Source organism: Kitasatospora sp. NPDC098663, from assembly GCF_044760075.1.
GTDB lineage: Bacteria > Actinomycetota > Actinomycetes > Streptomycetales > Streptomycetaceae > Kitasatospora.
Genome location: NZ_JBIWAP010000044.1, coordinates 51,082 through 77,868, shown reverse-complemented (window position 1 = coordinate 77,868; position 26,787 = coordinate 51,082). Strand labels below are relative to the sequence as shown.

Sequence of the window (26,787 nt, the reverse complement as noted above, 5' to 3'; positions counted from 1 at the left end):
CCTGGGCCATCACCCCCACCACCACATAACGCAGGAGGGGCTGTCCCCAACCGGGACAGCCCCTCCACCAACAAGATCTTCAGGAGCCTTCTAGGCAGCCTCCGCATCCGCCCGGGCGTGGAACTCGCGGACCACCCGCTGTTCCCGGTAGGGCTCCAGCCTGCGCCGGAACTCGTCCAGGTACTCCACGCCCCGGTTGGACCGCAGCCCGCTCAGCAGCCGGACCGCCTGCGCGCCCGTCTCACAGGCGCGTTCGAGGTCCCGCTGCTGCAACTGGGCGGTGGCGAGCAGGACGAGGTCCACCGCGCGGCGGCGGACCCGGGTCGGCGGGTGCAGGTCGAGCGCCCGGCGGGCGTAGTGCTCGGCCTGGCCTGCCTGCTCCAAGTCCCGGTGGCAGTGGGCCAGTTCGTCCGACAGGTAGGCGTCGTCGAAGTGGACGATCCAGTCCGGGTCGTCCTCCGGGCGACGCTTCTCCATCATCTCCAGCGCCTTGGCCGACACCGCCTCGCAGGAGCGGGCATCCCCCAGCAGGGCGTGGCCGCGGGCCTCGGCGGCGTAGAACATCGCCATCGCCGTCGGGGTGGCGACCGTCCGGGCGCCCTCCTGCGCGGCGCGGGCGAGCTGGGCGATCTCCCGCGGGTTGCCGAGCGTCGCCGCCAGGTGGCTCATCGACGCCGCCAGCACGTAGCCGCCGTAGCCGCGGTCGTCGGCCGCCTGGGCGAGCCGGAGCGCCTGGATGTAGTAGCGCTGGGCCAGGCCGGGCTGGCCGGTGTCCACCGCCATGTAACCGGCCAGTTCGGTCAACCGGGCCACCGCGGCGAAGAGTTGGCGCCCGGTCTCGTCCCGGTACGCCCCGCCGAGCAGGCTGGAGACCACCGAGTTGAGGTAGTGCACGACCACCGGGCGCACGTGACCGCTGCCGAAGCGGTGGTCCAGGTCGACCAGCATCGCGGTGGTGGCCTTGATCGCGGCCACGTCGGTCGGGCCGACCCGGGGGCCGCCGGTGCGCGCCACCACCGGGTCGGGCGGGGTGATCAGCCAGTCCCGGCTGGGCTCCACCAGCGCGGAGGCCGCGACCGTGGCCCCGGTCAGGAAGTCCCGCCGCCCGACGTCGCTGCGCCAGAGCTCGCAGACCTGCTCCAGGGCGGCGTTCAGGGTCGGCGCGAACTGGAGCCCGATGCCGGAGCTGAGGTTCTTGCCGTCGGCCATGCCGATCTCCTCGACCGACACGCTGCGGCCGAGCTTGCGGCCGAGGGCCTCGGCGATCACGGCCGGTGCCTGCCCGCGCGGCTGCTGCCCGCGCAGCCAGCGGGCGACGGAGGTCTTGTCGTAGCGCAGGTCCAGACCGTGCTCGGCGCCGCAGAGGTTGACCCTCCGGGCCAGGCCGGCGTTGGAGCAGCTGGCCTCCTGGATCAGTTGCTGCAGACGCTCGTTGGGCTGTCGTGCGACGAGTGGTCTTGCGGCCATTGGGTTTCGCCTCCCCACACCCTCCGGTCCCGGCCGGCGGGCGACGATTCTGCTGATCTGTTGCCGACTGTCCGACCGTCCAAGGAATCTGACACCAGGTTAGCGATCAGCAACGCCAGCGGGATACCCACGGTGACGATCCGCACCCCCCACGCGCCCTGGGAAATGCTCCTGTGCGCCCCCACTGCGCCTGCCCCCGCCCGCCTCAACTCGGTCGAGTAACCGGTTCGGGTGACATTGCCGGTATGCGCCCAACCGGCTTGCGCCGGGCCGTAACCAGCCTCACACACGGTAGTTGAGCTTCGCGTGGAAGACATCCCCGACTCCCCCGACCAGGGCAAGACCGCCGCACTGCCCCCGCTGCTCGTCGAAGCCGTCGGCTACGCCGAGAACCGCCACTGGGAGGTCGCTCCCGGCGCCTGGCTGATCGACGGCGACGGGCCCGCCCGCTGCTCCTGCGGCGACCGGCGCTGCCTGCTGCCGGGGGCCCACCCGCTCGACGCGGACTGGGCCCGCAAGGCGAGCGCCGGGCCGGGGGCGGTGCGGCGCTGGTGGACCGAGCGGCCGCAGGCCTCGATCCTGCTGCCCACCGGCCGGTCCTTCGACGTCCTGGACGTCCCGGAGACGGCCGGCTGCCTGGCGCTGGCGCGGATGGAGCGGATGGACCTCCAGCTGGGCCCGGTCGCGGTGCTGCCCGCCTCGCCCGGCCGGATCGGTCGGCGGCTGCACTTCCTGGTGCTGCCCGGGGTCGCGGCCAAGCTGCCGGAGATGCTCCGCAAGCTCGGCTGGCCGCCCGGCCGGCTGGACCTGGTGGCCCGCGGCGAAGGGGACTGGACGGTCGCCCCGCCCTCCCGGATCGGCGGCACCGGCTACGCCCAGTGGGCCCGCTCCCCCTCGGCGCTCAACCGCTGGCTGCCCGACGCCGCCGAGCTGATCAGCCCGCTCGCGTACGCCTGCGGACGCGAGGCGCCCGCGGCCGCCCACCCCCAGCCCGCCCAGCCGGCGGCAGCGGTGCGCTGACCGGGCACGGCAGCGATTCACCGCCGCGGTTCACCACCCTGGTTCACCACCGCGGTTCACCGCCCTGGTTCACCGCCCTGGTTCACCGTCTCGTGAGCGGCCTCGTGAACCGCCTCGATTCACCGCCCCGTGAACGGCCGCCCTCCGCCTATCGGGTGAGGGCGCGCAGCGCGCGACACCCCGCGCCCGGCTGACGGGCCTTGTCTCCCACCGGAGGCGAGGCCCGTCACACGCATGTGCGGATAAGGCCTCCGTGTACCCGCTGATCATGGACGAAAGCCCCCCGGACGAGTGACAGCGCTCAAGGATTGCCATGATCGGCCGAGGGGAGGAATTGCGGTGCGAGGGGACGCCGGAGGGAGCGCTCGGACGGGGAAGCCGGGCGAGGCGGTGGAGGGGCCGGGAGGGAACGGAGGGGACGGAGGGGACAGGGAGGGACGGAGGGGACAGGGAGGGAACGGGGAGGCGAAAGGGCCCGCTGCACGGGGAGCAGCGGGCCCTTCGCGTCGTTCCGGGAAGCACGTTCCCCGGGCCCGGAAGCGTTCCTCCGGGCCCGGGGGCGCGTTCCTCAGGCCTGGGCGACGAAGACGTGCTGGGCGATGTCCTTGCCCAGCTCCGCCGCGTTCTCCCCGGTGCCGACCAGCACGCCGCCGACGCCGGCGCTGACCCGCACGGTGGAGCCCGGCCGGATCCCGGCCCGGCGCAGCGTGCGCATCAGTTCGCCGTCGGTCTGGATCGGCTCGCCGATCCGGCGGACCACCACGCTGGCGCCGCCGTCGCCCGGCTTGACGGTGTCCAGCGGGACGAGCGCGGCGTCGAAGCCCTCGCCCTCGGCCTTGGCGTCGCCCAGCTCGTCCAGGCCCGGGATCGGGTTGCCGTACGGGGACTGGGTCGGGTGGCCGAGCATGGCGAGCACCTTGCGCTCGACCGTCTCGCTCATCACGTGCTCCCAGCGGCAGGCCTCCTCGTGGACCTGCTCCCACTCCAGGCCGATCACGTCGACGAGCAGGCACTCGGCGATGCGGTGCTTGCGCATGACGCGCACGGCGAGCCGGCGCCCGTCGTCGGTCAGTTCGAGGTGTCGGTCCCCCGCTACCTGCAACAGCCCGTCGCGCTCCATCCGGCCGACCGTCTGGCTGACCGTCGGGCCGCTCTGCTCCAATCGCTCGGCGATCCGGGCGCGCATCGGAACGATGCCTTCCTCCTCCAGCTCCAGGATGGTGCGAAGGTACATCTCAGTGGTGTCGATCAGCCCAGACATCGCCGCTGGCTCCGTTCTTCGGTGTCCTCACCGCCAATTCTGACGTACTGCACCGACAACCGGGCCCGCGCAAGGGCCCCGGGTCCCGGTTTTCGTTCCTGTTGACAGCGGTGCCGCCGGGGCGCCACGGTGCTCGCCGTAGCTTTCTCCACTGGCGGCCCGGACCCTCCCGGCCCGCCCCACCCGGCCGGCTCCCCCACCGGCAGAGAGCGAAGGCAACAGATGAACGACCTGGTCGGCCGGTACTTCGACGCCGCGATCGCCCATCTCCAGCGGGTCCGGGAGGAGGAGGCCGACGCCATCGAGGCCGCCGCGGCACTGCTCGCCGAGGCGATCACCGAGGGCCGCCGGGTGTTCACCTTCGGCGCCGGGCACTCCGCGCTGCCGGCCCAGGACGTGGTCTACCGGGCCGGCGGACTCGTCCCGATGAACCTGCTGAACGTCCCCGGGATGGCGGGGGTGACGGTGATGCCCGCGCCGCTGGCCAGCGCGCTGGAGCGGGTGTCCGGCCTGGCCACCACCACCCTGGACCTGACCCCGGCCGCCTCCGGCGACCTGCTGTTCGTGATCTCGCTGTCCGGCCGCCAGGTGATGCCGGTCGAGCTGGCCCGGTACGCCCGGGACCGCGGCCTGAAGGTGATCGGCGTGACCTCGCTGGCGTACCCGGGCGAGGTGCCCCCGGCGCACCCGTCCGGCACGTACCTGAAGGACAACTGCGACGTGGTGCTGGACAGCAAGATCGCGGTCGGGGACGGCGAGCTGACCCACCCGGCCGCCGAGACCACCTTCGGCCCGGTCTCCACCATCGTGACCAGCGCCCTCATGCAGGCCGTGGTCGCCTCGGCGGTCGGCCGGCTGGCCGACGCGGCGGCCGAGGGCACCACCGCGGCCCCGCCGCTGTTCCGCTCCGGCAACGTCCCCGGCGGCACCGAGTGGAACGCCAAGCAGATGGCCGACAACGCCGACCGGATCCTCTACACCTACTGACGCCCACCGGTCGCGCCCACGGGCACGCCGGGCCACGCAGGGTGTCCGCCCGCCCACCGAACGTACCCGGGCCGGACAATCCACCGGGGCATCCCGGCCATTGCGGGCTGCCCGGGGGCGGGCCAGGCGTACCGGGAAGCCGCCCGGGGCAGGAGGGCGGTGCGACCGGAGCGACGGGTGGGGGCCGGACATGGCGTCTGGGGCGGGACGGACGGGGTGGGTGCGCGAGCGGGAACTGCTGCCCGGGTTCTTCTGGGCCGCCGACGCGGCCTCGCTGCGCGGCCAGCGGCGTTCGGTGCTGCTCTCCGCCTGGGAGCTGCTCCTGCTGGTGGCCGCCGCCGCGACCGGCTCGGCCGACGGCGAGCCGTGGGCCTGGCCGGCGGCCGCCGCCTACCTCGGCGCGATCGTCCTCGCGGTGGTGATCAGCCGGCAGAACCCGCAGGGGCTCTGGTACGAGGGCCGGGCCGCCGCCGAGTCGGTCAAGACGCTGGCCTGGAAGTTCGCCGTCCGGGCGGACGCCTACCAGCCGCCGCCGCACACCCTGCCGGACGCGGAGGGCCTGTACCGCGTCCAGCTCGGCGGGGTGCTGGGCGCCTTCCGGGACAGCCGGGTGGTCACGCCGGGCGCCGGGGCGGAGCTCGCCGGGATCACGGCGGCGATGCGCGACCTGCGCGAGCAGCCGCTCGCGGTGCGGCGCGAGGTGTACCTGAGCGAGCGGATCCAGGTGCAGCACGACTGGTACCGCGCCAAGTCCCGGTACTGCGCCCGGGCCGGAGCCCTGGCGGGGGTGCTGGGCGTGGTGCTCCCGGCGCTCGGGCTGGTGCTCGCGGTGCTGCGGGCGCTCGGCGCGTTCACCTACGACGCGCTGGGCACCGTCTCGGCGGTGGCCGCCTCGATCACCGCGTGGGCGCAGCTGCGCCAGTACCGCCCGCTGGCCGCCGCGTACGGGCTGGCCGCCGACGAGCTGGAGCTCATCCGGCGCCAACTGGCCCGGCTGGACGTGGAGTCGGCGGACGCCGAGGAGCTCTGGGCCCGGCTGGCCCGGGACGCCGAGGACGCGGTCTCCCGCGAGCACACCACCTGGCAGGCCCGCCGGGAGATCCGCACCACCACCGACCGGGACCACTGAGGAGGCCGCAGGTGTCGTTACGGATGGTCAAGGCCCCGGACGGTCGCGCCCTCGCCGTCGAATCCCTGGGCGACCCGCGCGGCCGCCCGGTGTTCCTGCTGCACGGCATGCCCGGCAGCCGGGTGGGCCCGCACCCGCGCAGCACCGTGCTGTACCGGCTGGGGGTGCGGCTGATCTCCTACGACCGGCCGGGCTACGGCGACTCGACCCGCCAGTTCGGCCGCCGGGTGAGCGCGGCGGCCGCCGACGTGCGGGCCATCGCGGACGACCTCAAGCTGGACGGCTTCGCGGTGCTCGGCCGCTCCGGCGGCGGCCCGCACGCGCTGGCCTGCGCGGCGCTGCTGCCGGAGCGGGTCAGCCGGGTGGCGGTGCTGGTCGGCCTGGCGCCGCGCAACGCGGCCGGCCTGGACTGGTACGCCGGGATGACCCCGTCGAACGTGCACGCCTACCAGGAGGCGGAGCGCGGGCACGGCCGGATCGCCGACGCGATGGAGTTCCGCTCCCGGCAGATCAAGGACGACCCGGTCCGGCTGCTGAACGGGCTGCGGCCCGAACTGTCGCCCGCCGACCGGGAGGTGGTGGCCGACAACGGGCTGCGGCGGATGCTGCAGAGCAACTACCGGGAGGCGTTCCGGCACGGCGCGGACGGCTGGATCGACGACGTGCTGGCGTTCACCGCCGACTGGGGGTTCAAGGTCGAGGACATCGCGGTGCCGAGCTGGCTGTGGCACGGCACCGACGACCAGTTCTCCCCGGTCGAGCACTCCCGCTGGCTGGGCGACCACATCCCCGGCGCCGAACTCTTCCTGGAGCCCGGCGCCGCGCACTTCGGCGCGTTCCGGGTGCTGACCACCGCCCTGGCCTGGGCGGCGGGCTGAGGCCTCAGGCCGTCACCGGGGTGACCGGCGCTCCCCCGCCCAGCACGGCCAGGACGTTGTCCACGGCCAGGCCGCCCATCGCCTGCCGGGTGGCGACGGTGGCACTGCCCAGGTGCGGGGCCAGGACGGCGCGTTCCTGGGCGAGCAGCGCGGACGGGACGGCCGGCTCGTGCTCGAAGTTGTCCACGGCGGCGGCGAACAGCGCGCCGGACTCCAGCGCGGCGGCCAGCGCCTCCTCGTCCACCACTGCGGCGGTCATGCTGACCACCACCGCCCCGCGCGGCAGCAGGGCGAGGCGGCGGGCGTCCAGCAGGTGCCGGGTGGCGGCGCTGAGCGGGGCGGTGACGACCAGCACCGTGGAGTGGGCGAGCAGGTCCTCCAGCGGCCGCCAGGTGGCGCCGTCGGCCTGCTCGGGCGGCAGCTCGCGGCGGTTGTGGTAGCTGACCGGCATGTCGAAGGCGCGGGCCCGGCGGGCCACCGCCTGCCCGATCCGGCCCATGCCGAGCACGCCCAGCGGGGTGCCGGCCAGCTCCATGCCGAGCAGGAAGTTCGGCGCCCAGGTCCAGGGGCTGCCGGAGCGCAGCAGGCGCTCGCCCTCGCCGAGGCGGCGGGTGGCGGCCAGCAGCAGCGCCCAGGCCATGTCGGCGGTGGCGGTGGTGAGCACGCCGGGGGTGTTGGAGACCAGCACGCCGCGTTCGGCGCAGGCGGCCAGGTCGATGTTGTGGTGCCCCACGGCATGGTTGGCGACGATCTCCAGGAGCGGCCCGGCCGCGTCCAGGAACTCGCCGTCGACCCGGTCGTCCAGGGTGGTGAGCACGGCGCGGCGGCCGCGGACGGCGGCCAGCAGGTCGGCCCGGTCCATCGCCCGGTCGGAGTCGTGGCAGGTGACGGCGTGGCGCGCGGTGAGCCGTTCGATCACCCCGGGCGCGAGGCGCCGGGTGACCAGGACCGGGGGCGGGGTCTGCTCGCTCATGGTCCCGCAGCGTACTCGCCGCCCCCGGTCGCTCGCCTACACCGGCTGCGGCTCCAGGTCCCGGTTGATCCGCTTCCAGCCGCGCGCCGCGACCGTGTTGGGGTGCTCCTCGCCGAACTGCCGGATCAGCTCGCCGATCGCGCGGGCCCGCAGTTCGGCGGCCTGGGTGTGCCGGCCGGCCGAGCGCAGGGTGATCGACAGGTTGGCCTCGCAGGCGACGGCGTCCGGGTGCCGGGGCGTGTAGCGCTCGCACAGGCCCTGGTAGGCGGCCCGGCCGAGTTCCTCGGCGAGGCCGATCTGGCCGTCGTCGCCGTAGGCGTTGGCCAGGTTGATCACCGCGTTGAGGGTGTACGGGTGGTCCGCTCCGACGGAGTCGGTCAGCCCCTCGACGGTGAGCCGGCCGCGTTCGATGGCTCCCTGGATGTCACCGCTGCCGCGCAGGTAGATGCCGAGGTTGTTGGCGCAGGCCAGGGTGAAGGGGTGTTCGTCGCCGAACAGGCGGCGGTGGCCTTCGAAGACGGTGGAGCAGAGGTCGCGGGCGGCCTCCTTGTCGCCGGAGGCGCTGTGGTCGGCGGCCAGGTTGAGCGCGCAGGCGAGCGCGTCGGGGGCGTCGGCGCCGTAGCGCTCCAGGTAGCGCTCGTAGGTCTCCTTGGTGATCCGGCGGGCTTCGGCGAGCGCGCCGATGCGGCGCAGTGAGACGGCCAGCGACTTGGCGTTGCGCAGGTTCTCCGGCAGGTCGGGGTCGAGGACGTCGCCGAGGTCGGAGGTGACTTCCTGGAGCAGGTCCACCGAGCCGCGGTAGTCGCCGAGTTCGCGCAGGTCGCGGGCGAGGTTGGACTTGGTGGAGAGGGTGTAGGGGTGCCGGGGGCCGAGGACGGCGGTGCGCCGGTCGAGGGTCTCCTGGTCGAGTTCGCGGGCGGCCTCGCTGTTGCCGACGAGCCGGTAGTCGATGGCCAGGTTGTTGGCCATGGAGAGCGTGCGCGGGTTGTCGTCGCCGAACAACTCGCGGAACTGGTCGAGGATTTCGCGGTCGAGGTCGAGTGCGGCCTGGAACCGGCCGAGTGCCCGGCGGTCGGCGCCGAGGGAGCCGGCCGTCATCAGGGTGTACGGGTGGTGCTCGCCGAGCAGGGCCCGCTGGCGTTCCAGGGTGTCCTCGTCCAGGGCCAGGGCTTCCGCGTAGTTGCCCTGGGAGCGCAGCACGTTGGCGAGTTGGAAGCGCAGCAGCAGGGTCTGCCGGTCGTTCTCGCCGAGCTTGTTGGTCCACTCGGTGTCCAGGGCGTGGCCGAGGTCGCGGGCGCGGTCGAGTTCGCCGCGCTTCCAGAGGTAGCGGACGCGGTCGATGAGCAGCTGGCGGGTGTCCGCCTCGTCGCAGTTGTGCGCCTTGGAGGGCGACAGGTGCGGCCAGATCTCGTCGAAGGCGGGCCAGTTGGCGGGGTCGTCGGTGTCGCCGAGGACCGGCCGGGCGCCGGTCAGGATGCGATGCACCTCGTGGACGGCGATCTCCTGTTCGTCGTCGGTCATCTCGGCCCGGATCACCGCCTGGACGAGCCGGTGCACCTGGAAGCTGTTGCTGCCGGCGTCGACCTTGGCCAGCGCGTACCGGCCGATCGCCTGGATCACCTTGCCCAGCATGAACTTGTCGCTGAGGTCGGCGTCGTACTTCACGAGCGCCCGGATCATCTGGTCGCTGTAGAAGAGGTTCATCGAGATCGGCTCGGGCGCGAAGAACGCGCAGAGCTGGAGGAGCCGCACGGCGGCCGGGGACTGCTGGCGCAGCCGGCCGATGGAGACGTTCCAGGTCGCGCCGACCGGGGTCGGGTAGTCGGCGGGGCGGGCGACGGCCAGCGCGCGGGCCGCCTCGGCGTGCAGTTGGGCGACGTAGGTCTCCACCGGGGTGCCGGTGGTGTCCAGCCAGGCGGCCGCGACCTCGACGGCGAGCGGCAGGTCGCCGACCGCCTCGGCGACCCGGTCGGCGTCCGGGCGGGACAGGCCGCGGGCGCGCCGGCACAGGTGCTCGACGCTCTCGCCGCGGGTGAAGACGTCCACCTCCAGCGCCTCGGCGTGCCCGGTCCACGCCTGGTTGCGGGAGGTGACCAGGATGTGGCCGGAGCCGCCGGGGAAGAAGCGGCGGATCTCGGCCGGTTCGTCGGCGTTGTCGAAGATCAGCAGCCAGCGCGAGGTGGGCACGCCGCGGCGCAGCGCCTCCCGGGCGGCCTCGGCGGCTTCGGTGACGGAGTCGCCGACGCGCAGGCCGAGCCGGCGGGCGAGGTCGGCGAGGGCGGGGGCGACGAGTTCGGTCTGTTCGGCGTCGATCCACCAGACCAGGTCGTAGTCGGACATGAACCGGTGCGCGTACTCCAGCGCGACCTGGGTCTTGCCGACGCCGCCGAGCCCGTACAGCGTCTGGGGGGTGGGCAGGACGGCCGCCATGCCGCCGCGCAGCTGGTTGCGCAGTTGTTCCAGGACGGCGGCGCGGCCGGTGAAGGAGGGGTTGCGCGGCGGGACGTCCCACACGGTCGGCTTGCTGCCGGGGAAGCGCGGCCCGCCGCCGTTGGACTCGGTCAGGGCGACGTCGCCGCGGCCGAGGGCGCGCAGCAGGGTCTGGACGGACTGCGCCTCGTCGCGGCCGACGAGGTCGACGGGGTTGCGGTTGCTGAAGGGCGCGGTGAGCCTGACGTCGCCGACGCGGACGGGGACGAGCTGGCGCCGGGTGCCGGCGGGGTCGGAGTTGACCACGGACTCCCACAGCGCCCGGGCCTGCGGGGAGCGCTGGTAGGCGGGCGAGAGCACGGCGACGGTCCGGTAGGCGGCGTCGATGCCGCGTTCGGTCTCCTCGCGCGGGTCGGTGCCGGCGCTGAGGTCGCGGGGCAGCACCCGGAAGCCGGCCCGGGTGAGCACGGACTCGATCCAGTCCGCCCACATCCGGTCCTCGGGGACGTAGGAGAGGTAGAGGTCGGCGGGGACGGACGGGCGGCGGCGGGTGAACGCGTCCACGTAGCGCAGCCGCAGTTCCTCGTCCATGACCGGCAGGGAGGTGACCTTGCGCTGGGTGATCATCGCGGTGAGCCGCTCGCAGGCGGCGAGCATCGAGGTGGGGGTGCCGGTCTGGTCGCCGAAGGTGGCGAGGATCTCCTCGTAGGCGTAGAACGGCCGGTACGGGATCTCCACCGAGCCCCAGTAGGCGGCGAGTTCCTCGCCGTTGAGGCCGGTCGGCAGCCCGTCGAAGCGGACCCGGGCGAGGGAGCGGCCCGCGTCGGCCTTCTCCTTCTCGCCCTCGTCGATGCGCATCGGGACGGGCAGGATGCGGATGCCGCGCTCGCGGTAGCGGTCGTGGATGTGCTGGGCGATCCGGGAGGCACCGTCGATGGACTGGTCGCTCAGGGTGAAGCAGACCACCAGGTCGTCGGGCATCTGGACGGTGCAGATCTCGGCGATGTCGGACAGTCCGGTGCGCGAGTCGATGAGCACGTAGTCGTACCGCTTGCTCATGTCGGCCTTGAGGGCGTCGAAGAACTGCCCGCCGTCGAAGCGGTCGTAGAAGATGTCCCAGTCCAGGTGGGTGACGGCCTCGGAGTAGTCCCGGTTGAACTGGCCGGCGGACAGGAAGTCCAGGCTGCCCCCGGTCGGGAACAGCGGCCAGGACAGCGACAGCGCGTGCGGGTGCACCCTGGCGAAGTCCAGGTGCCAGCCCTCGGCGTGCTCGACCGGGCGCAGGGCCTCCTCGCGGTACTCGGCGATCAGGTCCATCATCCCGGTCGTGCCGGCCAGCGAGGCCGGGTCGAGGAAGGGGTGGAAGAACTTGGCCAGGCCCGGCGCCTCCAGGTCCCAGTCCACGGTGAGCACCCGGTAGCCGTTGGCGGCCAGGATCCAGGCGGTGTTGGCGAGCGCCATGGTGCGCCCGGTGCCGCCCTTGTAGGAGTAGAAGGTGATGATCCGACCGTTGCGGTCCTGCTCCACGGACCGTCGCTCGGCCTCCCGCTGGGCGGCCAGTTCGGCCACGGTGAGGCCCCCGAGGCGGAAGTTCCTGGTGGGGTTCTCGCTCATCTGGGTCGTCCTCCCAAGGGCGCCATCCCGTCATCGGGGTCATCGCCGTCGTCACGGTCTGGGTGGTCGTCGCTTCCGGAGCCGTCCTGCCCGAAGGGGGCCTCGCGGCCGAACGGGGCCGCGCCCGGGCCGCGCCGGAACGCGTCCCGCAGGTTCGGGCGGGGCGGCGGCGGATCCTCCGGCTCGGCCCTGGTGCGGCCCTCGAAGGCGTACTTGGCCTTCATGGCGGCCCGGGGCAGCGCGTCGTCGAAGTCCTCCAGGGTGTTCAGCCCGGTCGGGCCGGTCACGCCGAGGAAGCTGGGGCGGCTCGCCCGCCGGGTGATGCGCAGCGCCTGGTCGCTCAACTCGCCGAGTTCGCCGCCGCGTTCCTCGCACTCGGGATCCTCGGTGTTCCACGGCTCCAGGACGCTCACCCAGGTGGCGTCCGAGCGGTCGAAGCGGCGGACGAGCTCCCGGCGGTCCGGATCGCGCAGCGCCCACCGGTCGAGCAGGAGCAGGCCGGGGGCGGCCGCCTCCCCCTCGATGATGGATTCGACCTCGTCGTCGAACTCGTGCACGGTCGGCTGGAACCCCAACTGCCGGGCCAGCCGCACCGCGTGCTGGGCGATCGGCGAGCCGGCCGGTCGATAGGGGTGCCAGTCGGTGCGCCGGGCGCCGTAGAAGTCGGGATTGCGGTCGGGCGGCACCTCACCCTGATGGTAGGAGAGTACGGAGATCCGCAGCTGCTTGGTCGGCGCGCTCACGTCGAAGGCGCTGGGCAGCCCGTTGAAGTCCAGCCGCCGCCCGACCGGGATCACCGTCTCCTCCGCCACCTGCACGATCCGCGCCGCCAGCCGGTGCACGGCCAGCTCGTAGGCGGAGCGGAAGTAGGTGAGCTTCATCAGCGCGTACAGGCCCTCGGTGGCGTAGTCCGGCCCGAAACTGGCGTGGTTGAACTGGAGTTCACTGGCGACCTTGGGCAGCCGGTAGCGGCTCATCGGCGCCCACAGCACCGGCACGATGCCGCTGGTGCGCTCCGCGTCGATCGTCGCCGGGTACACCGGGCGGCGGGTGAAGGCATGCCACTCCTGCCCGCACGGGACGCTGTTGAAGTAGCGGGGCGAGTACAGCGGTACGAAGACCCGGCAGGTCGCCAGCTCCTCCGACAGCCGCTCCGCCCACAACTCCCCCTGGTGCATGGACTCGTCCATGAAGCCGACCGGCACCCCGGCCGGGACGGTGGTCAGTTGCAGCACCGCCTCGCACAGGTCCCGGTACAGCTGGCGGACCCAGTGGTTCGGATCACCGGCTCCGCGCGTGCCGGCCTTCGGGGTGTGCGCGTAGGAGAGGAAGAAGTACGGCCGGGCATCGTCCTCGTCCCAGCCACGGTCGTTCACACGCGCCTCCCCCGGGCCCGTCGGCAACCTGGTTCCCGCAGCCCCCGTGCGGCGGGGTCTCAGTGTAGGAACGACTGAGGACCCAAGGGAATAGCACAACGAGTCGCACGAATTGACATGACCGAAACGACGCGGCTGTGCGCCCGCTTATCGTGGCTCCCGGGCTTGCTCCAGCACGTCCGCCACGGAGTACAAGGAAGGTAGCCATGGACCACCTCAACTGGCAGCAGCCGAGCTTCAGCGGGGAGGAAGCCAACTGCATCGAGATCGCTTCCGACGGCGACCTCGTCTACCTCCGCGAGTCCGACAACCCCACTCACATCGTCACCACCACCCGCGCCAAGCTCAACGCCTGGCTCCTCGGCGCCAAGGCCGGCGAGTTCGACCACTTCATCGCCTGACCCACACAGCACAGAAGGGCGGCTCCCGCGAACTCGCGGGAGCCGCCCTTCCCCCAGGTACCGCCGTCACACCGCGGCGGGCGTCGGGACGATCCAGAGCTCGGACAGGCCGCTGATGATCACGGACTCCAGCCGGGCCGGCGGCGGGCTGGCCGGGTCCAGGACGCTGCCGGGGTAGGCGCCGAAGAGGCCGTCCAGGGCTACTTCGGCCTCCAGCCGGGCCAGGGGTGCGCCGAGGCAGAAGTGCGGGCCGTAGCCGAAGGACAGGTGTTCCTTGTCGGGGCGGGTCGGGTCGAAGTCGTCCGGCCGGTCCGGGTGGACCTCCGGGTCCCGGCCGGCCGCGCCGAATCCGAGCAGGATCGGCTCGCCCTGCCGGATGACCACGCCCTCGCCGAGGTCGATGTCCTCCAGCGGGTAGCGGAGCGGGATGTGCATCACCGGGCTCTCGTGGCGCAGGGTCTCCTCGATGACGTCCCCCCACGCGAGGGTGCCCTCGCGGACCTGGGCCAGGTAGCGGGGGTGGGTGAGGAGCGCCTGGACGGCGCTGGTGATGAGGTTGACGGCGGTCTCGTACCCGGCGCCGAGCATCAGGAAGAGCTCGTCGCGGGACTCCTCCTCTTCGCGGCCCGTGTCGCCGCCGGTGCTGACGGCGGCCACGTCGCTGGCGAGGTCGGGCCCGGGCTCGCGCCTTTTGAGCTCCAGCAGTTCGGCCAGCACCACGTTGATCTCCGCCCGCGAGAGCGTCATCTGCTCGGTCGTCGCCGTCGTCGTCAGCAGGGTGTCCATCGACCGGCCGATCTGCGGCCGCATGTCGGCGGGTACGCCGAAGAGGTCGCAGATCACCGTCATGGTGAGCGGGAGCGAGAGGGCCCGGCGGATGTCCACGGCCTCGCCGGGGGCGAGGTCACGGAACGCGCCGACCAGGGCGGCGGTCGTCGCCTCGATCCCGGGCCGCAGCGCGGACACCCGGCGGGGCGAGAACGAGGGTGCCATCCGTCGTCGTGCCGAGCGGTGTTCGTCGCCGTAGCGGTTGAAGAAGTTCTGCTGGAACGCGATCGGGCCCATCGGCCACCCCTCGGGCACCGAGGCCAGGCCGGGCCAGTGCTTGCGCGGGTCGCGGGAGATCCGCGGATCGCCGGTCAGGGCGCGGATCACCGAGCTGCGGGTCACGGACCAGGCGATGATGCCGCCGGGGAGTTCGACCCGCACGGCGGGCCCGGCGGCGCGGAGCTCCGCGTTCTGCTGGTGCAGGGCCCGGGCGGTCATGTCCAGCACCGGGCAGCCGTTGTCGTCTGGAGCCATGGCATTGCTCCTCAGGATCTCTCGGGGGTGCCCCGGCGGTCCGTGCGCGGCGCGGCCCACCGTGTCCGGGGTCTTGCTCCGTTCTAGAGCGGCCCGGGGAGGTCGTCAACGGGCCACGACAGTGTTACCAGGATCATCCAGCCAGACGGACTGTGTGCCGTCTACGCAGGAAGTCGGCGGGGCCGACTTCCTGCGCACCAGGACGCTGAAAAGGACCGTCAGGCGCGGAGGATGCGTTCGGCGAGGTCGACGGCTTCGCGGACGGGGACGAGGCGGCAGTCGGTGGTACCGAGGCGGGTGGTGGTGATGCCGGTGGCGGCGGCGAGGACCTGGGTGCCGAGATCGGCGAAGTGGAGGTCGTCGAGCTCTGGGGCCCGGAAGGTGAGCCAGCCGTCGGGGCCGACGCAGCGGTATTCGCGCAGGGGGACGTCGGGCATGCGCTGGTCGGCGAGGTGGAAGGCGGTGAAGCGGTCCATCGGGACGCCGAGCATCAGCACCCTGGCGTCGAGGTCGTAGAGGCGTCCGAGCGGGGACTCCGGGCCGAGGTGGGAGGTGAGGGGGTGGTGGGCGGTGATCTCGTGGGCGTGCCGGCCGAGGGCCGTCCAGGAGGTCTGGGGGTGGCGGCTGCGCAGGGCGCCGGGGCGGGTGCGGATCTCCTCGGAGAGGGCGCCCATGGTCGGCGAGCACGGGGTGGTCGCCGGGTCGAACCGCGGCATCCGGGCCCGGTAGGCGGCGGTCTCGGCCGGGGTGAGGCCGGCGGTGGCGGTCTGGTGGATGCGCGAGGTGGCGGAGTTCTCGGGGGTGGCGGTGTAGGCGACCAGGGTGCCGCCGGGGCCGAGGACGTGGAGCAGCGCGTCGGCGACGGTGGCGGCGCCGCCGTCCACCGGGCCGAGGGCGCGCAGGGAGGCCTCGACGTGCACCACCATGCCCGGGCGGACGCCGAGTTGGGCGAACCCGGCGGCCAGACCCCCCGCGGTGAGGGCGGTATCGGTGAGGGCGGTATCGGTGAGGGCAGTGACGGTGCGCATGGCCGCTCCTCTGGGTCAGACCTCGGCGTGGCGGGCGTGGCCGCGCTCGTGGCGGGCCCGTTCGGCGGCCCGTTCGGCGGCGGCGGGCAACGGCACGGCGAGCCACGGAACGACGCTCTCACGCATGCCGTCGGCGAAGCGCGAGCCGAGCGCCGTGAGGGCGCCGGATCCGGCCAGCCGGTCGACGGCTTCGGCGGTGTACCGGCGCCAGAGCGCGAACTGCGTGCGCGCCCGGTCGGCGGCCTCGCCCGGCAGCCCGTCGTAGGCGAGCGCGCGGGTGCCCCAGTACTCGGTGACGGCGAGGTGCGCGTAGGTGCCCTGGAGCAGGCCTTCGAGCGGGCGCGGGTCGGGCCGCCAGGGCGCGAGGTACAGCCGGTCATCGGCCGGATCGTGGAGGTCGAACAGGTCGAGTACGGCGCCGAGTTTGACGTGCTGGAACTCGTGCGCGAGCAGCAGTGCGAGCGTCGGCGCGGTCGCGGGCCGGGCGATGCCGACCGCGCCGTGGGCCTGCCGGGCGGCCGAGCTGACGTCCCGCCCGGCGGGGCCCGGCCGTAGCGGGGTGATGGTGGTGAGGCCGGCCCGGAGGCCTTCCGCGTACGCGGGCAGGTCGTGCCCGAGCAGTTCCCAGGCTTCGCGCAACGCGCCCGTCCAGTCGAGCAGTTCGCCGTCGGAGAGCCGGCCGGCCACGGCGTGGTCGTGGCTGTCGCGCAGCGGGTCGACGTCCTCCAGGGTGACCGTCCACCCTCCGGCCAGCCGGACCCGCCGCAGCGGCTCGTCCAGGGCGGCGGACACCGATCCGTCGGACGCCCGCACGCTGAACCCGTCGGCCAGGCCGGTGACGACCGCCTCCCCGTCCGGGGCGGCGGTCCGCCCGAGGGTCGGCAGGTGCAGCCACCCGCCGCGCACCGGCACCGCGACCGCGTCCCCCCGCCCGGCGCGGACGGCGGCGGCGGCGGCCAGGGCGGCCAGCGGGCCGAGCCCGACGGTGAGGTCCCCGGCGAGCCGGCGGGCGGCCCAGGCGCGGGCGTACGGGTGGGCGAGGACGGTGTCGACGGCGGCGGGCGCGCTCGCGTCGAGTTCGGACAGCAGCGCCCAGGCCGCCGATCCGGGCTGCCCGGAGGCGTCCCAGGCGGCGGCCAGCATGGCCCGGGTGAGGGCGAGTTGGGCACGGGACAGGGCCCGTACGGTGTCCTGGTCCCCGTACCCGCGGGCGAGCTGGTCGAGCTGCCGCTCGGTGAGGGTGGCCGGCACCACCGGCTCCCCGGCCTGGGCGGGTACGGAAGGCCCCGCCGCGGCAACGGAACCGGCAGCGGAAGCGGCGGCGGAACCGGCGGCGGAACCCGCGGCGTCGCCGGCGAGTTCGTTGATGAGCTTCATGAGGTCACCGCAGTAGACGGAGGGATTGTCGAAGCCCGTGTCGGCCCGGTACCGGTGGGCGTACAGGCCGCCGCCGCAGCTGCGGACGACCGGGCAGGCCCGGCAGGCGGCGCTCAGCCCGGCCAGCCCCGACTGGCGGGCGGTCATGCCGGGGTGCAGCGCGACCTGGTCGAGGCTGTGCGTGAAGACGTCGTACCCCGTCTCCGGCGCGCCGTCGTAGGCGGTCTTGAGGCTGTCGGCCTGTTCGAAGCTGCCGTCCGTCTCCAGGACGACGAGGTCGGAGGGTTCCAGGCCGAGCGATTCGGTGAGGCTGGAGAGCCCGTGCAACGTCCGGTGGACGGATTCGAAGGTGCGGACGGCGAACGGGCGGCCGTCGGCGTCCCATCTCCGGTACACGGCCAACAGCCAGTCCGCGTACGGCGTTTGCGCACCGTCGGCGGCCGGTTTCGGCCGGTCCTCCCAGGTGGCGTGCGGCAGCAGGAAGTCGACGGCGGGGGGGTCGAGTTCGGCCAGGGCGCGGTAGACGGCGTCCGGGTCGTTCTCGATGTCGACGGTGCAGAGCAGCCCGGCGTAGAGGTGCCGGTACGCGGGCCGGCGCAGCCGGTCGACCGCCCGCAGCACGTGCGGGTGGCTGCTGCGGCCGTCGGCGAAGCGGCGGTGGCGGTCGTTGGCGGCGCGGTCGCCGTCGAGCGAGACGCCGACCCTCATGCCGACTTCGGCGAAGAGTTCGCAGTAGGCGTCGTCCAGTTGGACGCCGTTGGTGTGGATGCGCAGGTCGAGTGCGCAGCCGGGCGGCAGGGCCGCCCGGAGCGCCTTGGCCGCGTGGCGTAACCGGTCCGGGCCGGCGAGCAGGGGCTCTCCCCCGTGCAGGACGACCCGGACGGCGGGCAGCCGGTGTGCGGCCGCGTGGTCGCCGATCCGCTCGGCGATCTTGTTCAGGACTTCGTCACCGATGACCTTGGGGCGTCGACGCCAACTGGTGTCGGCGTGCTCGTACACGTAGCAGTGATCGCAGGCGAGATCACACCGGCTGTGCACTTTCACGACGAACTGGGTGAAAGGCAGCGGAGTTGGCGTCATGGTCGATCGGATTCAGCCGGAGCCGATGGTCAGTCGGCTGATCAGATGGAGGAGTTGAAGGCCGCGACCGGCACCGCACCCGCGCCGGTGTCGGGCAGGGCTCGTCGGATCCTGGTGGAGAGTTCCTCGGCGCCGAGCTGGGCGAGGTCGGCCAGTGAAGGTCGGGTTTCGCCCTGAGGCTCCGTCAGTTCAGTGCGGGGCATGGTGTCCAGTGCGGGTGTCATGTTCGATTCTCTTCCACGATGGGGGTTAGAGAGAAGCAGGGCCGGGTATATACGTCGGCCTAGTCGACCAGGGTACTGCCAGCACGTGGGCTGTGCCGTTCTCTTGCGTGCCCCTAACAGCCCACTACCCCCTTCACGCAGCGAAGTCCCGCCAAAAGTTCACCCACTCGGCGGTCGCGTGAAGACACCTGACCGGCGCACAGGAGCACGGCGACGCGCCGCCGGCCCCACCCCGGCGGCGCCCCTTTGCCGACGTACGGCCGCCACCCCGGCCCGACCCGCTCCACCGGCGCGGCCGGAGCCCGCTCCCCCGGCGCTCGCGCCCCATCCGAACCACCGGTCGGCGAGGGCCGGTTGGCGCGATTCGACAGCGCCCCGCGCTCCCCCGCCGCCGCACGACGGCCAGCCCGACGAGCCCGACGGCGGACCCGACGAGCCCACCGACGGACGCGCCGGTATTCGAACGCCTCGCAGACCCGCCCGCTACGGGCAGAGCCGCTCCACCCGCCACCCGCCCGCTCCGGCCGGATCGGCGAGGTAGCGCAGCCGGTCGTGCAGCCGGTTCTCCCGCCCCTGCCAGAACTCCACGCTCTCCGGGATCACCCGGTACCCGCCCCAGAACGGCGGCACGGGCACGCCCTCGCCCTCCGGGTAGCGGCGCTCCAGTTCGGCGTAGCGCTGTTCGAGGACGTCGCGCCCGCCGACCGGGCTGGACTGCTCGCTGGCCCAGGCGCCGAGCTGCGAACCGTGCGGCCGGGTACGGAAGTAGGCGGCGGTCTCGTCCCGGCCGACCTTCTCCACCCGCCCCTGGACGATCACCTGGCGGGCCAGCGCGACCCACGGGAACAGCAGCGCGGCGTGGGGGTTGGCGGCGAGCTCGGAGCCCTTGCGGGAGCCGTAGTTGGTGAAGAAGACGAAGCCGCGCGCGTCGTAGCCCTTGAGCAGGACGGTGCGCGAGCTGGGCCGCCCCTGGGCGTCGGCGGTGGAGAGCACCATCGCGTTGGGCTCGACCACCCCGGCGTCGTCCGCCTCGTGGAACCAGCGGGTGAACTGGGCGATCGGCTCGGGCGCGAGCTGTTCCTCGACCAGGCCCTCGTGGGTGTAGTGCTTGCGCATCACGGTGAGGTCCGGTCCGGGCCGGGCATCGTCGGCCAGGATCCGGGTGGCGGGGCTCAGGGGCGTCGACTGGGCGCGTTCCGGGGTCTGCACGTCAACATCATCCCGTACGACAAGCAACCGGCACCGCTACCTCCGGACAAACCCCGGTGGGAGATAAGGTGTCCCGCCACCGCTCGACCGCCCCCCGTACGGTGAATTGTCCCGAACCAGGCGTTTGGTTCCGGAGATTCCCGGGCACGACCGACCCTCGGCGGAAAAGTCAAGCGGGCCCAAGCGCAACATCACCATGGTGGTGTATGGCGCAATGCACCCGGTGCCTGTCACTCTGGCACCGAGTGCCAACCACCATTCGGTCACTGGCGCGCCGCCCCACCACGGCGCAGCGCCGATCGCAGAACTGAAGGAGCCGTCGTATGTCCGACTTCGTACCCGGGCTTGAGGGAGTCGTCGCGTTCGAGAGCGAGATCGCCGAACCCGACCGTGAAGGCGGCGCGCTGCGGTACCGCGGTGTCGACATCGACGACCTGGTGGGCCACGTCTCCTTCGGCCACGTCTGGGGCCTGCTGGTGGACGGCAAGTTCAACCCCGGCCTGCCGGCCGCCGAGCCGTTCCCGATCCCGGTGCACTCCGGTGACATCCGGGTCGACGTGCAGTCCGCGCTCGCCATGCTCGCCCCGGTCTGGGGCCTCAAGCCGCTGCTCGACATCTCCGCCGAGCAGGCCCGCGACGACCTCGCCCGCGCCGCCGTGATGGCGCTGTCCTACGTGGCCCAGTCGGCCCGCGGCCAGGGCCTGCCGATGGTCCCGCAGAGCGAGATCGACAAGGCCGAGACGGTCGTCGAGCGGTTCATGATCCGCTGGCGCGGCGAGCCGGACCCGAAGCACGTCAAGGCCATCGACGCCTACTGGACCTCCGCCGCCGAGCACGGCATGAACGCCTCCACCTTCACCGCCCGCGTCATCGCCTCCACCGGCGCCGACGTGGCGGCCGCGCTCTCCGGCGCGGTCGGCGCGATGTCCGGCCCGCTGCACGGCGGTGCGCCGTCCCGCGTGCTCGGCATGATCGAGGAGATCGAGCGCACCGGCGACGCCACCACCTGGGTCAAGAACGCGCTGGACCGCGGCGAGCGCCTGATGGGCTTCGGCCACCGCGTCTACCGCGCCGAGGACCCGCGCGCCCGCGTGCTGCGCCGCACCGCCAAGGAGCTCGGCGCCCCGCGCTTCGAGGTCGCCGAGGCGCTGGAGAAGGCCGCGCTGGAGGAACTGCACAACCGCCGCCCCGACCGCGTGCTGGCCACCAACGTCGAGTTCTGGGCCGCGATCATGCTGGACTTCGCCGAGGTGCCGGCGCACATGTTCACCTCGATGTTCACCTGTGCGCGCACCGCGGGCTGGTCGGCGCACATCCTGGAGCAGAAGCGCACCGGCCGGCTCGTGCGCCCCGCCGCGCGCTACATCGGCCCCGGCCCGCGCCGCCCCGAGGAGATCGAGGGCTGGGACGCCATCGGCCACTGAGCCCACCGAGCGCCCCGAGCGCCCGCCGAACGCCCCCGAGCGCCCCGCGTCCGCACCACCCCTGAGCAGCGGGTCCGACCTCCGTCGGGCCCGCTGTTTCCGCAGTTGGGAGCCGTGAAGATCACAGTCTCAGCGTGCGGACGACCGTACCCCGGGCGGCTCCCCGGCCGGTAGGCTGCGCGCGTGGCTCAGATCCAGATCCCCGCTGACATCAAGCCCGCAGACGGCCGTTTCGGCTGCGGACCGTCCAAGGTGCGCCCCGAGGCCCTGAGTGCCCTCGCCGCCACCCAGACCTCCCTGCTCGGCACCTCGCACCGCCAGGCCCCGGTCAAGAACCTGGTCAAGCGCGTACGCGAGGGCGTGAGCAGCCTCTTCTCGCTCCCCGAGGGCTACCAGGTCGTCCTCGGCAACGGCGGCTCCACCGCCTTCTGGGACATCGCCGCGTTCGGCCTGGTGCGGGAGAAGTCCCAGCACCTGGACTTCGGCGAGTTCTCCTCCAAGTTCGCCTCCTCGGTCAAGGCCGCGCCGTGGCTCGCCGAGCCCAGCGTGATCAAGACCGCCCCGGGCACCCACCCGCTGCCGGTCGCCGAGGCCGGCGTCGACGTCTACGGGCTCACCCACAACGAGACCTCGACCGGCGTCGCGATGCCGATCAAGCGCCCGGTGGGCGCGGACGAGGGCTCGCTGGTCCTGGTGGACGCCACCTCGGGCGCCGGCGGCCTGCCGGTGGACATCACCGAGACCGACGTCTACTACTTCGCCCCGCAGAAGTCCTTCGCCTCCGAGGGCGGCCTGTGGCTGGCCGCGTTCTCCCCGGCCGCCCTGGAGCGCGCCGCCGAGATCGCCGGCTCCGGCCGGTACATCCCGCCGTTCTTCGACCTGCCGACGGCCATCGACAACTCGTCGAAGGACCAGACGTACAACACCCCGGCGATCTCCACCCTGTTCCTGCTGGCCGACCAGCTGGAATGGCTGAACGGCAACGGCGGGCTCGACTGGGCCGTCGCCCGTACGGCTGATTCCTCGTCCCGGCTGTACGCCTGGGCCGAGAAGTCCTCCTACGCCAGCCCGTTCGTGGCGAACCCGGCCGAGCGCTCCCAGGTGGTCGGCACCATCGACTTCGACGAGTCGGTGGACGCCGCGGCCGTCGCCAAGGCACTGCGTGCCAACGGCATCGTGGACACCGAGCCGTACCGCAAGCTGGGCCGCAACCAGCTGCGCGTCGCGATGTTCCCGGCGATCGACCCGGCGGACGTCGAGGCGCTCACCCACTGCATCGACCACGTGGTCGAGCAGCTCTGAGCGATCCCGTGCACGACTGAGGGCCACCGCCTCCGGGCGGTGGCCCTCGGCCGTTGCGGCGGGGTCGACCCGCCGGGCCGGGCGGGTGCGCCGCCGGCCGGGCCTACCTCCCGGCCATCGAGCTGATCAGCACGACGACCAGCAGCAACACCAGGGTGCCGGTCACGATACGCATACGAGTCTTGGGATCCACGGTCAACGAGCGTACCTCCGGACCACCCGCCGACGGATCGGAGCCCCGGACCCAACGGCCACCCCGGGCCCGACGGCCGCCCCGGACCCAACGGCCACCCCGGACCAGGGCGCGCCCCGGCTCAGCTCCAGTCGGCGAGCGGCCAGGCGCGCAGCGAGGAGTAGTGGGCGAAGCCGCCGTCCAGGTCGCTCTGCATCAGGTGCAGCTCGGCGGCCTCCCACTCGGGCCCCCGGTAGTCGGCCAGCGCGGCCGCCAGGGTGTCCAGCTCGGCCGCCGCGAGCCGCTGGACGGCCCGCCGGTGGCCGCGCGAGGAGCCGGCCCGGGCGAGGGTGAGGTGCGGGTGGAAGGCGAAGGCGTCGACCTCCCCGGTCACCCCGGCGGCGGCCTCGGACACGGCCTCGGCGAGCCTGCGCAGCGCCCAGGTCTGCCCCTCCACCCCGACCCAGAGCACCCGGTCGCCGAACCGCCCGGCGCCGGCCAGCCGCAGCCGGTGCACCGGATGCACCTCGGCGACGGCGGCCAGGCCCGCCTCCAGCTCCGGCAGTTCCTCGGCCGCCACCTCGCCGAGGAAGGCCAGGGTCAGGTGCCAGCCCTCGACGGTGGTCCAGCGCAGCCGGTCCGCCCCGGGCAGCCCGCGCACCGGCGCCACCGCGTCCGACAGCCCCTGCAGCGCGTTGACCGGCGGCAGGACCGCCACGAAGAGCCTCATGGAGACATCTTCCCGCGCGAGGCCGTTTGGGCTAGAACCTTTCGTATGAAGATCCGCACCGGGGGACCGGACGACGTTCCCGACATCCTCGCCCTGCTCGACGGCGCCGTGGGCTGGCTGGCCGGCCAGGGCCGCACCGGCCAGTGGGGGGACCAACCCTTCAGCACCATCCCGGCCCGGGTCGAGCAGGTCGCCGGGTACGCCGCCGAACCGTTCCTGGTCCGCCTCGCCGAGGACGACGAGGGCCGCGCCATCGGCTGCTGCGTGCTGTCCGAGCAGCGGGGGAAGTACATCCCCCCGGTGGACGAGCCCGAGCTGTTCGTCCGCATCCTGGTCACCGACCGCAGCCGCAAGGGCTCGGGGATCGGCGCCGCGCTGATCGCCGACGCGGTCGAGGAGACCCGCCGGCGCGGCCTCGGCCTGCTGCGGGTGGACTGCTACGCGGGCGCCGACCGCAGGCTGGTCGGCCAGTACCGGGCGCTCGGGTTCACCGAGACCGAGTCCTTCGAGGTCGAGCAGCCGGACGGCGTCTGGCCCGGTCAGGTCCTCGCGATCCGGCTCTGACCCAACCTCCGAGGCCCTGCACCGAAGCCCCGGGGCGGACTACCGCCCCGGGGCGTGACGCCTCGTCAGCAAGCGGGCGCCAGCTCCGACTTGTTGGCGGTGACGGTCCGCGGCACGAAGGCCACCACCCGGCCGCCACGGCCGGGGTGCAGGTCGAACCGCACCCTCAGGTCCGCACTGTGGGCCAGCACCAGGCCCACCACGCCGGCCGCCAGCGCGGACACCAGCCCGCAGGCCAGCAGGCCGAGCCGGGGCCCGTACGAGGCGGTCACCCAGCCGACGATCGGGGCGCCGATCGGCGTGCCGCCGGTGAAGACCAGCACCAGCAGGCCCATCACGCGACCGCGCATCGCGGGGTCGGTGGCCAGCTGCAGCGTGGAGTTGACGGAGGTGTTGAAGCTGAGTCCGAACACCCCGATCAGCGTCAGCAGCACCGCGAAGGTCCAGTAGTCGGGCGCGAACGCGGCCACCACCTCCAGCGAGCCGAAGGCCAGCGCCGCCGCCACCAGCCGGCGCAGCCTGGGCACGCCCCGGCGGGCCGCGAGCAGCGCGCCGGCCAGCGAGCCGACCGCCATCGCGGTGTTCAGCAGGCCGTACTGCCCGGCGCCGACCTTGAAGGTGTCGTAGGCGAACCCGGAGAGCAGCGTCGGGAAGTTGAAGCCGAAGGTGCCGATGAACCCGGCCAGGACCATCGGCCAGAGCAGTTCGGGCCGCTCCTTGACGTAGCGCAGGCCCTCCCGCAGCTGGCCCTTCTCGCGGGCGATCGGCTCGGTCGGGCGCAGTTCGCTCTCCCGCATGGCGAGCAGCCCGCCGATCACGGCGGCGAAGGACAGCGCGTTGACGGCGAACGCCCAGCCACTGCCGACCACCGCGATCAGCAGGCCCGCGACGGCGGGGCCGACCAGCCGGGCGGTCTGGAAGTTGGCGGCGTTCAGGCTGACCGCGTTGGCGAGGTCCTTGGGCCCGACCATCTCGGACACGAAGGCCTGCCGGGTCGGGTTGTCGACCACGGTGACCAGGCCGAGCAGCAGCGCGAAGGCGTACACGTAGTACGGCGTCACGACGCCGCCGATGGTCAGGACGGCCAGGCCGGCGGCCAGCAGGCCCATCGCGCCCTGGGTGTAGATCAGCAGCCGGCGCTTGGGCATCCGGTCGGCGAGCACGCCGCCGAACAGGCCGAGCAGCAGCATCGGCAGGAACTGCATGGCGGTGGTGATACCGACCGCGAGGGGGCTGCCGGTGAGGCTGAGGACCAGCCAGTCCTGGGCGATCCGCTGCATCCAGGTGCCGGTGTTGGACACCACCTGGCCGGCGAAGTAGTAGCGGTAGTTGCGAACGCGAAGGGAGGAGAACATCCCCCCGGGCCTCGTGAAGCGGGCACCTGTGGGAGACGTGGACGCGCGGGTGCGTCCGGGAGCGGCGGGGTCGTCCGCCGCGGTGCGTTCGTCGGGGTCGTCGTCGCCGCTGCCGGGCAGCCCCGTGGGGGCGGGCGCCTGGAGGTCGGCGGCCGCGGCGCCTGCCGCGGCGGGGTCGGTGGTCTGGTCGTCGGTGCGGATGGCGGCGGCGCTGGCTGCGGCCGGCGGTGTCACGGTGGTCTCCCCTCGCGGCGCGGCGGCCCGAACTGCGGCCGTCGCGCTCCTGGTTTCGGTGGTCGGTCCTGCGGTGATGCGGTGCTCCTTCTTCTCCCGGCCGGCGGGCCGGGGTCGGTGTGCCTAGAGGTGTGCGAGCTTGTAGAGCACGGGCGCGGCCTCCCGGAGGACGGCCCACTCCTCCTCGTCGAGCCCCTCGGCGAGCTCGGCGAGCCAGACGTTGCGGCGCCGGCGGCTCTCGGCGAGGATCGCCTCGGCCTGCTCGGTGCTGCTGACGACCACCTGGCGGCGGTCCTCGGGGTGCGGCTCGCGCCGCACCAGCCCCTTCTCCTCCAGCATCGCGACGATCCTGGTCATGGAGGGCGGCTGCACGTGCTCCTTCCGGGCGAGCTCACCCGGTGTCGCCTTTCCGCATCTGGCGAGGGTGCCGAGCACCCCCATCTCGGTGGGGCTCAGCGACTCCTCGACCCTCTGGTGTTTGAGTCGACGGGAGAGGCGCATCGTGGACGATCGCAGCTGATTGATCGCTGCGAGGTCCTGCTCGGACATCTCGGGCATGTTCTTTAGCTTACGTCATTACTCTCGCTAAGGAAAATGCGTTCCCAGTCCACCCCGCCGACCCCGCCCGTTCACCGCGCGCCGGAAGATCGGCCCGGTGCGATGCTGGTGCTGGGTCTCGAATGATCTCGACTGGAAGGGCCGACCAGACATGTCCGACCTCGCCGCCGACCCCGCCTCCGGCCTCGCCGCCGCGCCGGACAGCGCCGGCTTCGCCCGCCTCGCCATGGTCACCATCGACTGCGCCGACCCGATCGCGCTGGCCCGGTTCTACGGCGAGCTGCTGGGCTGGGAGAGCCGCCACCTGGACGAGCAGTTCGCGATCCTGGACAACCCGGAGGGCGGCAGCCCGCTGGGCTTCGGCCGGGTGTCGGGCTACCGGCCGGAGCCGTGGACGGAGCCGGACGGCGGCAAGCACTTCCACCTGGACTTCTACGTGGACGACCTGGACGAGGCGATCGCGAAGGCGCTCGCGCTCGGCGCGACCGAGCCGACGTACCAGCACGGCCGGACGCTCAAGGTGCTGATCGACCCGGCCGGCCACCCGTTCGGGCTAGCCCCGCTGGAGTGACGAACCCGGAGCGACGAGCCCGGAGTGACGAAGCCGGAGTGACGAACCCGGAGTAACGGACGAACCGCCCGGCAGCCGTGCGCAGGCGGTGTCAGGGGTTGGTGCCAAGATCATGCAGGCC

Annotated in this window: 22 protein-coding genes; 9 read left to right on the top strand and 13 right to left on the bottom strand. The window is 73.1% G+C overall.

Features of this window, described 5'->3' with window-relative positions; genetic code table 11:
* Positions 1 to 90: 90 nt before the first annotated feature.
* On the bottom strand, positions 91 to 1,467 hold the full coding sequence (locus ACIQVZ_RS34180) for a transcriptional regulator (protein ID WP_363619137.1): 1,377 nt from the start codon (positions 1,465 to 1,467) through the stop codon (positions 91 to 93).
* Positions 1,468 to 1,782: 315 nt separating this feature from the next.
* On the opposite strand from ACIQVZ_RS34180, the gene ACIQVZ_RS34175 reads away from it, so the two are divergent.
* Positions 1,783 to 2,487, top strand: coding sequence for a bifunctional DNA primase/polymerase (locus ACIQVZ_RS34175; protein ID WP_350877767.1), 705 nt, complete (start codon positions 1,783 to 1,785; stop codon positions 2,485 to 2,487).
* A gap of 568 nt (positions 2,488 to 3,055) precedes the next feature.
* Here the strand turns inward: ACIQVZ_RS34175 and ACIQVZ_RS34170 are convergent.
* Positions 3,056 to 3,748: a metal-dependent transcriptional regulator gene (locus ACIQVZ_RS34170; protein ID WP_350877579.1), complete on the bottom strand. Its 693-nt coding sequence runs from the start codon at positions 3,746 to 3,748 to the stop codon at positions 3,056 to 3,058.
* A 222-nt stretch (positions 3,749 to 3,970) separates the two neighbouring features.
* Here ACIQVZ_RS34170 and ACIQVZ_RS34165 point away from each other — a divergent pair, with 222 nt between their 5' ends.
* The 3 genes from ACIQVZ_RS34165 (at position 3,971) to ACIQVZ_RS34155 (ending at position 6,742) form a co-directional block, all read left to right on the top strand.
* Entirely contained in the window at positions 3,971 to 4,735 is a 765-nt protein-coding gene (locus tag ACIQVZ_RS34165; protein ID WP_387815050.1) for a sugar isomerase domain-containing protein, read from the top strand.
* A gap of 220 nt (positions 4,736 to 4,955) precedes the next feature.
* Positions 4,956 to 5,864, top strand: a complete 909-nt coding sequence (locus tag ACIQVZ_RS34160; protein WP_350877575.1) for a DUF4231 domain-containing protein — start codon at positions 4,956 to 4,958, stop codon at positions 5,862 to 5,864.
* Between the two features lie 23 nt (positions 5,865 to 5,887).
* Complete coding sequence (locus tag ACIQVZ_RS34155) at positions 5,888 to 6,742, top strand: alpha/beta hydrolase (RefSeq protein ID WP_350877765.1); 855 nt, start codon at positions 5,888 to 5,890, stop codon at positions 6,740 to 6,742.
* Positions 6,743 to 6,746: 4 nt separating this feature from the next.
* On the opposite strand, the gene ACIQVZ_RS34150 is transcribed toward ACIQVZ_RS34155, so the two are convergent.
* The 3 genes from ACIQVZ_RS34150 to ACIQVZ_RS34140 all read right to left on the bottom strand — a co-directional run bounded on the left by ACIQVZ_RS34150 (position 6,747) and on the right by ACIQVZ_RS34140 (position 13,135).
* Positions 6,747 to 7,715 (bottom strand): 2-hydroxyacid dehydrogenase, encoded by a 969-nt coding sequence (locus tag ACIQVZ_RS34150; protein WP_402455474.1) that lies wholly within the window; start codon positions 7,713 to 7,715, stop codon positions 6,747 to 6,749.
* A gap of 36 nt (positions 7,716 to 7,751) precedes the next feature.
* A complete protein-coding gene (fxsT, locus tag ACIQVZ_RS34145) occupies positions 7,752 to 11,672 on the bottom strand; it encodes an FxSxx-COOH system tetratricopeptide repeat protein (protein WP_350877763.1) in 3,921 nt (1,306 codons plus the stop codon).
* Positions 11,673 to 11,755: 83 nt separating this feature from the next.
* Positions 11,756 to 13,135 (bottom strand): TIR-like protein FxsC, encoded by a 1,380-nt coding sequence (locus ACIQVZ_RS34140; RefSeq protein WP_402455471.1) that lies wholly within the window; start codon positions 13,133 to 13,135, stop codon positions 11,756 to 11,758.
* A gap of 206 nt (positions 13,136 to 13,341) precedes the next feature.
* Here ACIQVZ_RS34140 and ACIQVZ_RS34135 point away from each other — a divergent pair, with 206 nt between their 5' ends.
* Positions 13,342 to 13,536 carry a DUF397 domain-containing protein gene (locus ACIQVZ_RS34135; RefSeq protein ID WP_402455469.1) on the top strand — a complete coding sequence of 65 codons (195 nt, stop codon included), beginning with the start codon at positions 13,342 to 13,344 and terminating at the stop codon, positions 13,534 to 13,536.
* Positions 13,537 to 13,602: 66 nt separating this feature from the next.
* Here ACIQVZ_RS34135 and ACIQVZ_RS34130 read toward each other — a convergent pair whose 3' ends face one another.
* From ACIQVZ_RS34130 to pdxH, 5 genes are all read right to left on the bottom strand, one after another.
* Entirely contained in the window at positions 13,603 to 14,838 is a 1,236-nt protein-coding gene (locus tag ACIQVZ_RS34130) for a cytochrome P450 (protein ID WP_402455468.1), read from the bottom strand.
* A 218-nt stretch (positions 14,839 to 15,056) separates the two neighbouring features.
* Positions 15,057 to 15,866 carry an aminoglycoside N(3)-acetyltransferase gene (locus tag ACIQVZ_RS34125; protein WP_402455465.1) on the bottom strand — a complete coding sequence of 270 codons (810 nt, stop codon included), beginning with the start codon at positions 15,864 to 15,866 and terminating at the stop codon, positions 15,057 to 15,059.
* Positions 15,867 to 15,881: 15 nt separating this feature from the next.
* Positions 15,882 to 18,323 carry an FxsB family cyclophane-forming radical SAM/SPASM peptide maturase gene (locus ACIQVZ_RS34120; protein WP_402455463.1) on the bottom strand — a complete coding sequence of 814 codons (2,442 nt, stop codon included), beginning with the start codon at positions 18,321 to 18,323 and terminating at the stop codon, positions 15,882 to 15,884.
* Between the two features lie 41 nt (positions 18,324 to 18,364).
* Positions 18,365 to 18,547, bottom strand: coding sequence for an FxSxx-COOH cyclophane-containing RiPP peptide (gene fxsA / locus ACIQVZ_RS34115; RefSeq protein ID WP_350877535.1), 183 nt, complete (start codon positions 18,545 to 18,547; stop codon positions 18,365 to 18,367).
* A gap of 483 nt (positions 18,548 to 19,030) precedes the next feature.
* The gene (pdxH, locus tag ACIQVZ_RS34110; RefSeq protein WP_350877761.1) at positions 19,031 to 19,663 is read right to left on the bottom strand and encodes a pyridoxamine 5'-phosphate oxidase; all 633 of its coding nucleotides are present in this window, start codon (positions 19,661 to 19,663) and stop codon (positions 19,031 to 19,033) included.
* Positions 19,664 to 20,079: 416 nt separating this feature from the next.
* Between pdxH and ACIQVZ_RS34105 the strand changes: the two genes are divergently transcribed.
* Both ACIQVZ_RS34105 and serC read left to right on the top strand, forming a co-directional pair.
* Positions 20,080 to 21,180 carry a citrate synthase 2 gene (locus tag ACIQVZ_RS34105; RefSeq protein WP_350877533.1) on the top strand — a complete coding sequence of 367 codons (1,101 nt, stop codon included), beginning with the start codon at positions 20,080 to 20,082 and terminating at the stop codon, positions 21,178 to 21,180.
* A gap of 183 nt (positions 21,181 to 21,363) precedes the next feature.
* On the top strand, positions 21,364 to 22,482 hold the full coding sequence (gene serC, locus ACIQVZ_RS34100; protein ID WP_387815009.1) for a phosphoserine transaminase: 1,119 nt from the start codon (positions 21,364 to 21,366) through the stop codon (positions 22,480 to 22,482).
* Between the two features lie 314 nt (positions 22,483 to 22,796).
* Here serC and thpR read toward each other — a convergent pair whose 3' ends face one another.
* Positions 22,797 to 23,384 (bottom strand): RNA 2',3'-cyclic phosphodiesterase, encoded by a 588-nt coding sequence (gene thpR / locus ACIQVZ_RS34095; RefSeq protein WP_402455460.1) that lies wholly within the window; start codon positions 23,382 to 23,384, stop codon positions 22,797 to 22,799.
* Between the two features lie 45 nt (positions 23,385 to 23,429).
* Between thpR and ACIQVZ_RS34090 the strand changes: the two genes are divergently transcribed.
* Positions 23,430 to 23,948: a GNAT family N-acetyltransferase gene (locus ACIQVZ_RS34090; protein ID WP_350877528.1), complete on the top strand. Its 519-nt coding sequence runs from the start codon at positions 23,430 to 23,432 to the stop codon at positions 23,946 to 23,948.
* Between the two features lie 65 nt (positions 23,949 to 24,013).
* On the opposite strand, the gene ACIQVZ_RS34085 is transcribed toward ACIQVZ_RS34090, so the two are convergent.
* Complete coding sequence (locus ACIQVZ_RS34085; protein WP_402455457.1) at positions 24,014 to 25,537, bottom strand: MFS transporter; 1,524 nt, start codon at positions 25,535 to 25,537, stop codon at positions 24,014 to 24,016.
* Positions 25,538 to 25,660: 123 nt separating this feature from the next.
* Positions 25,661 to 26,095 (bottom strand): MarR family winged helix-turn-helix transcriptional regulator, encoded by a 435-nt coding sequence (locus tag ACIQVZ_RS34080; RefSeq protein ID WP_063348195.1) that lies wholly within the window; start codon positions 26,093 to 26,095, stop codon positions 25,661 to 25,663.
* A gap of 151 nt (positions 26,096 to 26,246) precedes the next feature.
* Here ACIQVZ_RS34080 and ACIQVZ_RS34075 point away from each other — a divergent pair, with 151 nt between their 5' ends.
* On the top strand, positions 26,247 to 26,666 hold the full coding sequence (locus tag ACIQVZ_RS34075; protein ID WP_402455454.1) for a VOC family protein: 420 nt from the start codon (positions 26,247 to 26,249) through the stop codon (positions 26,664 to 26,666).
* Positions 26,667 to 26,787 lie beyond the last annotated feature (121 nt).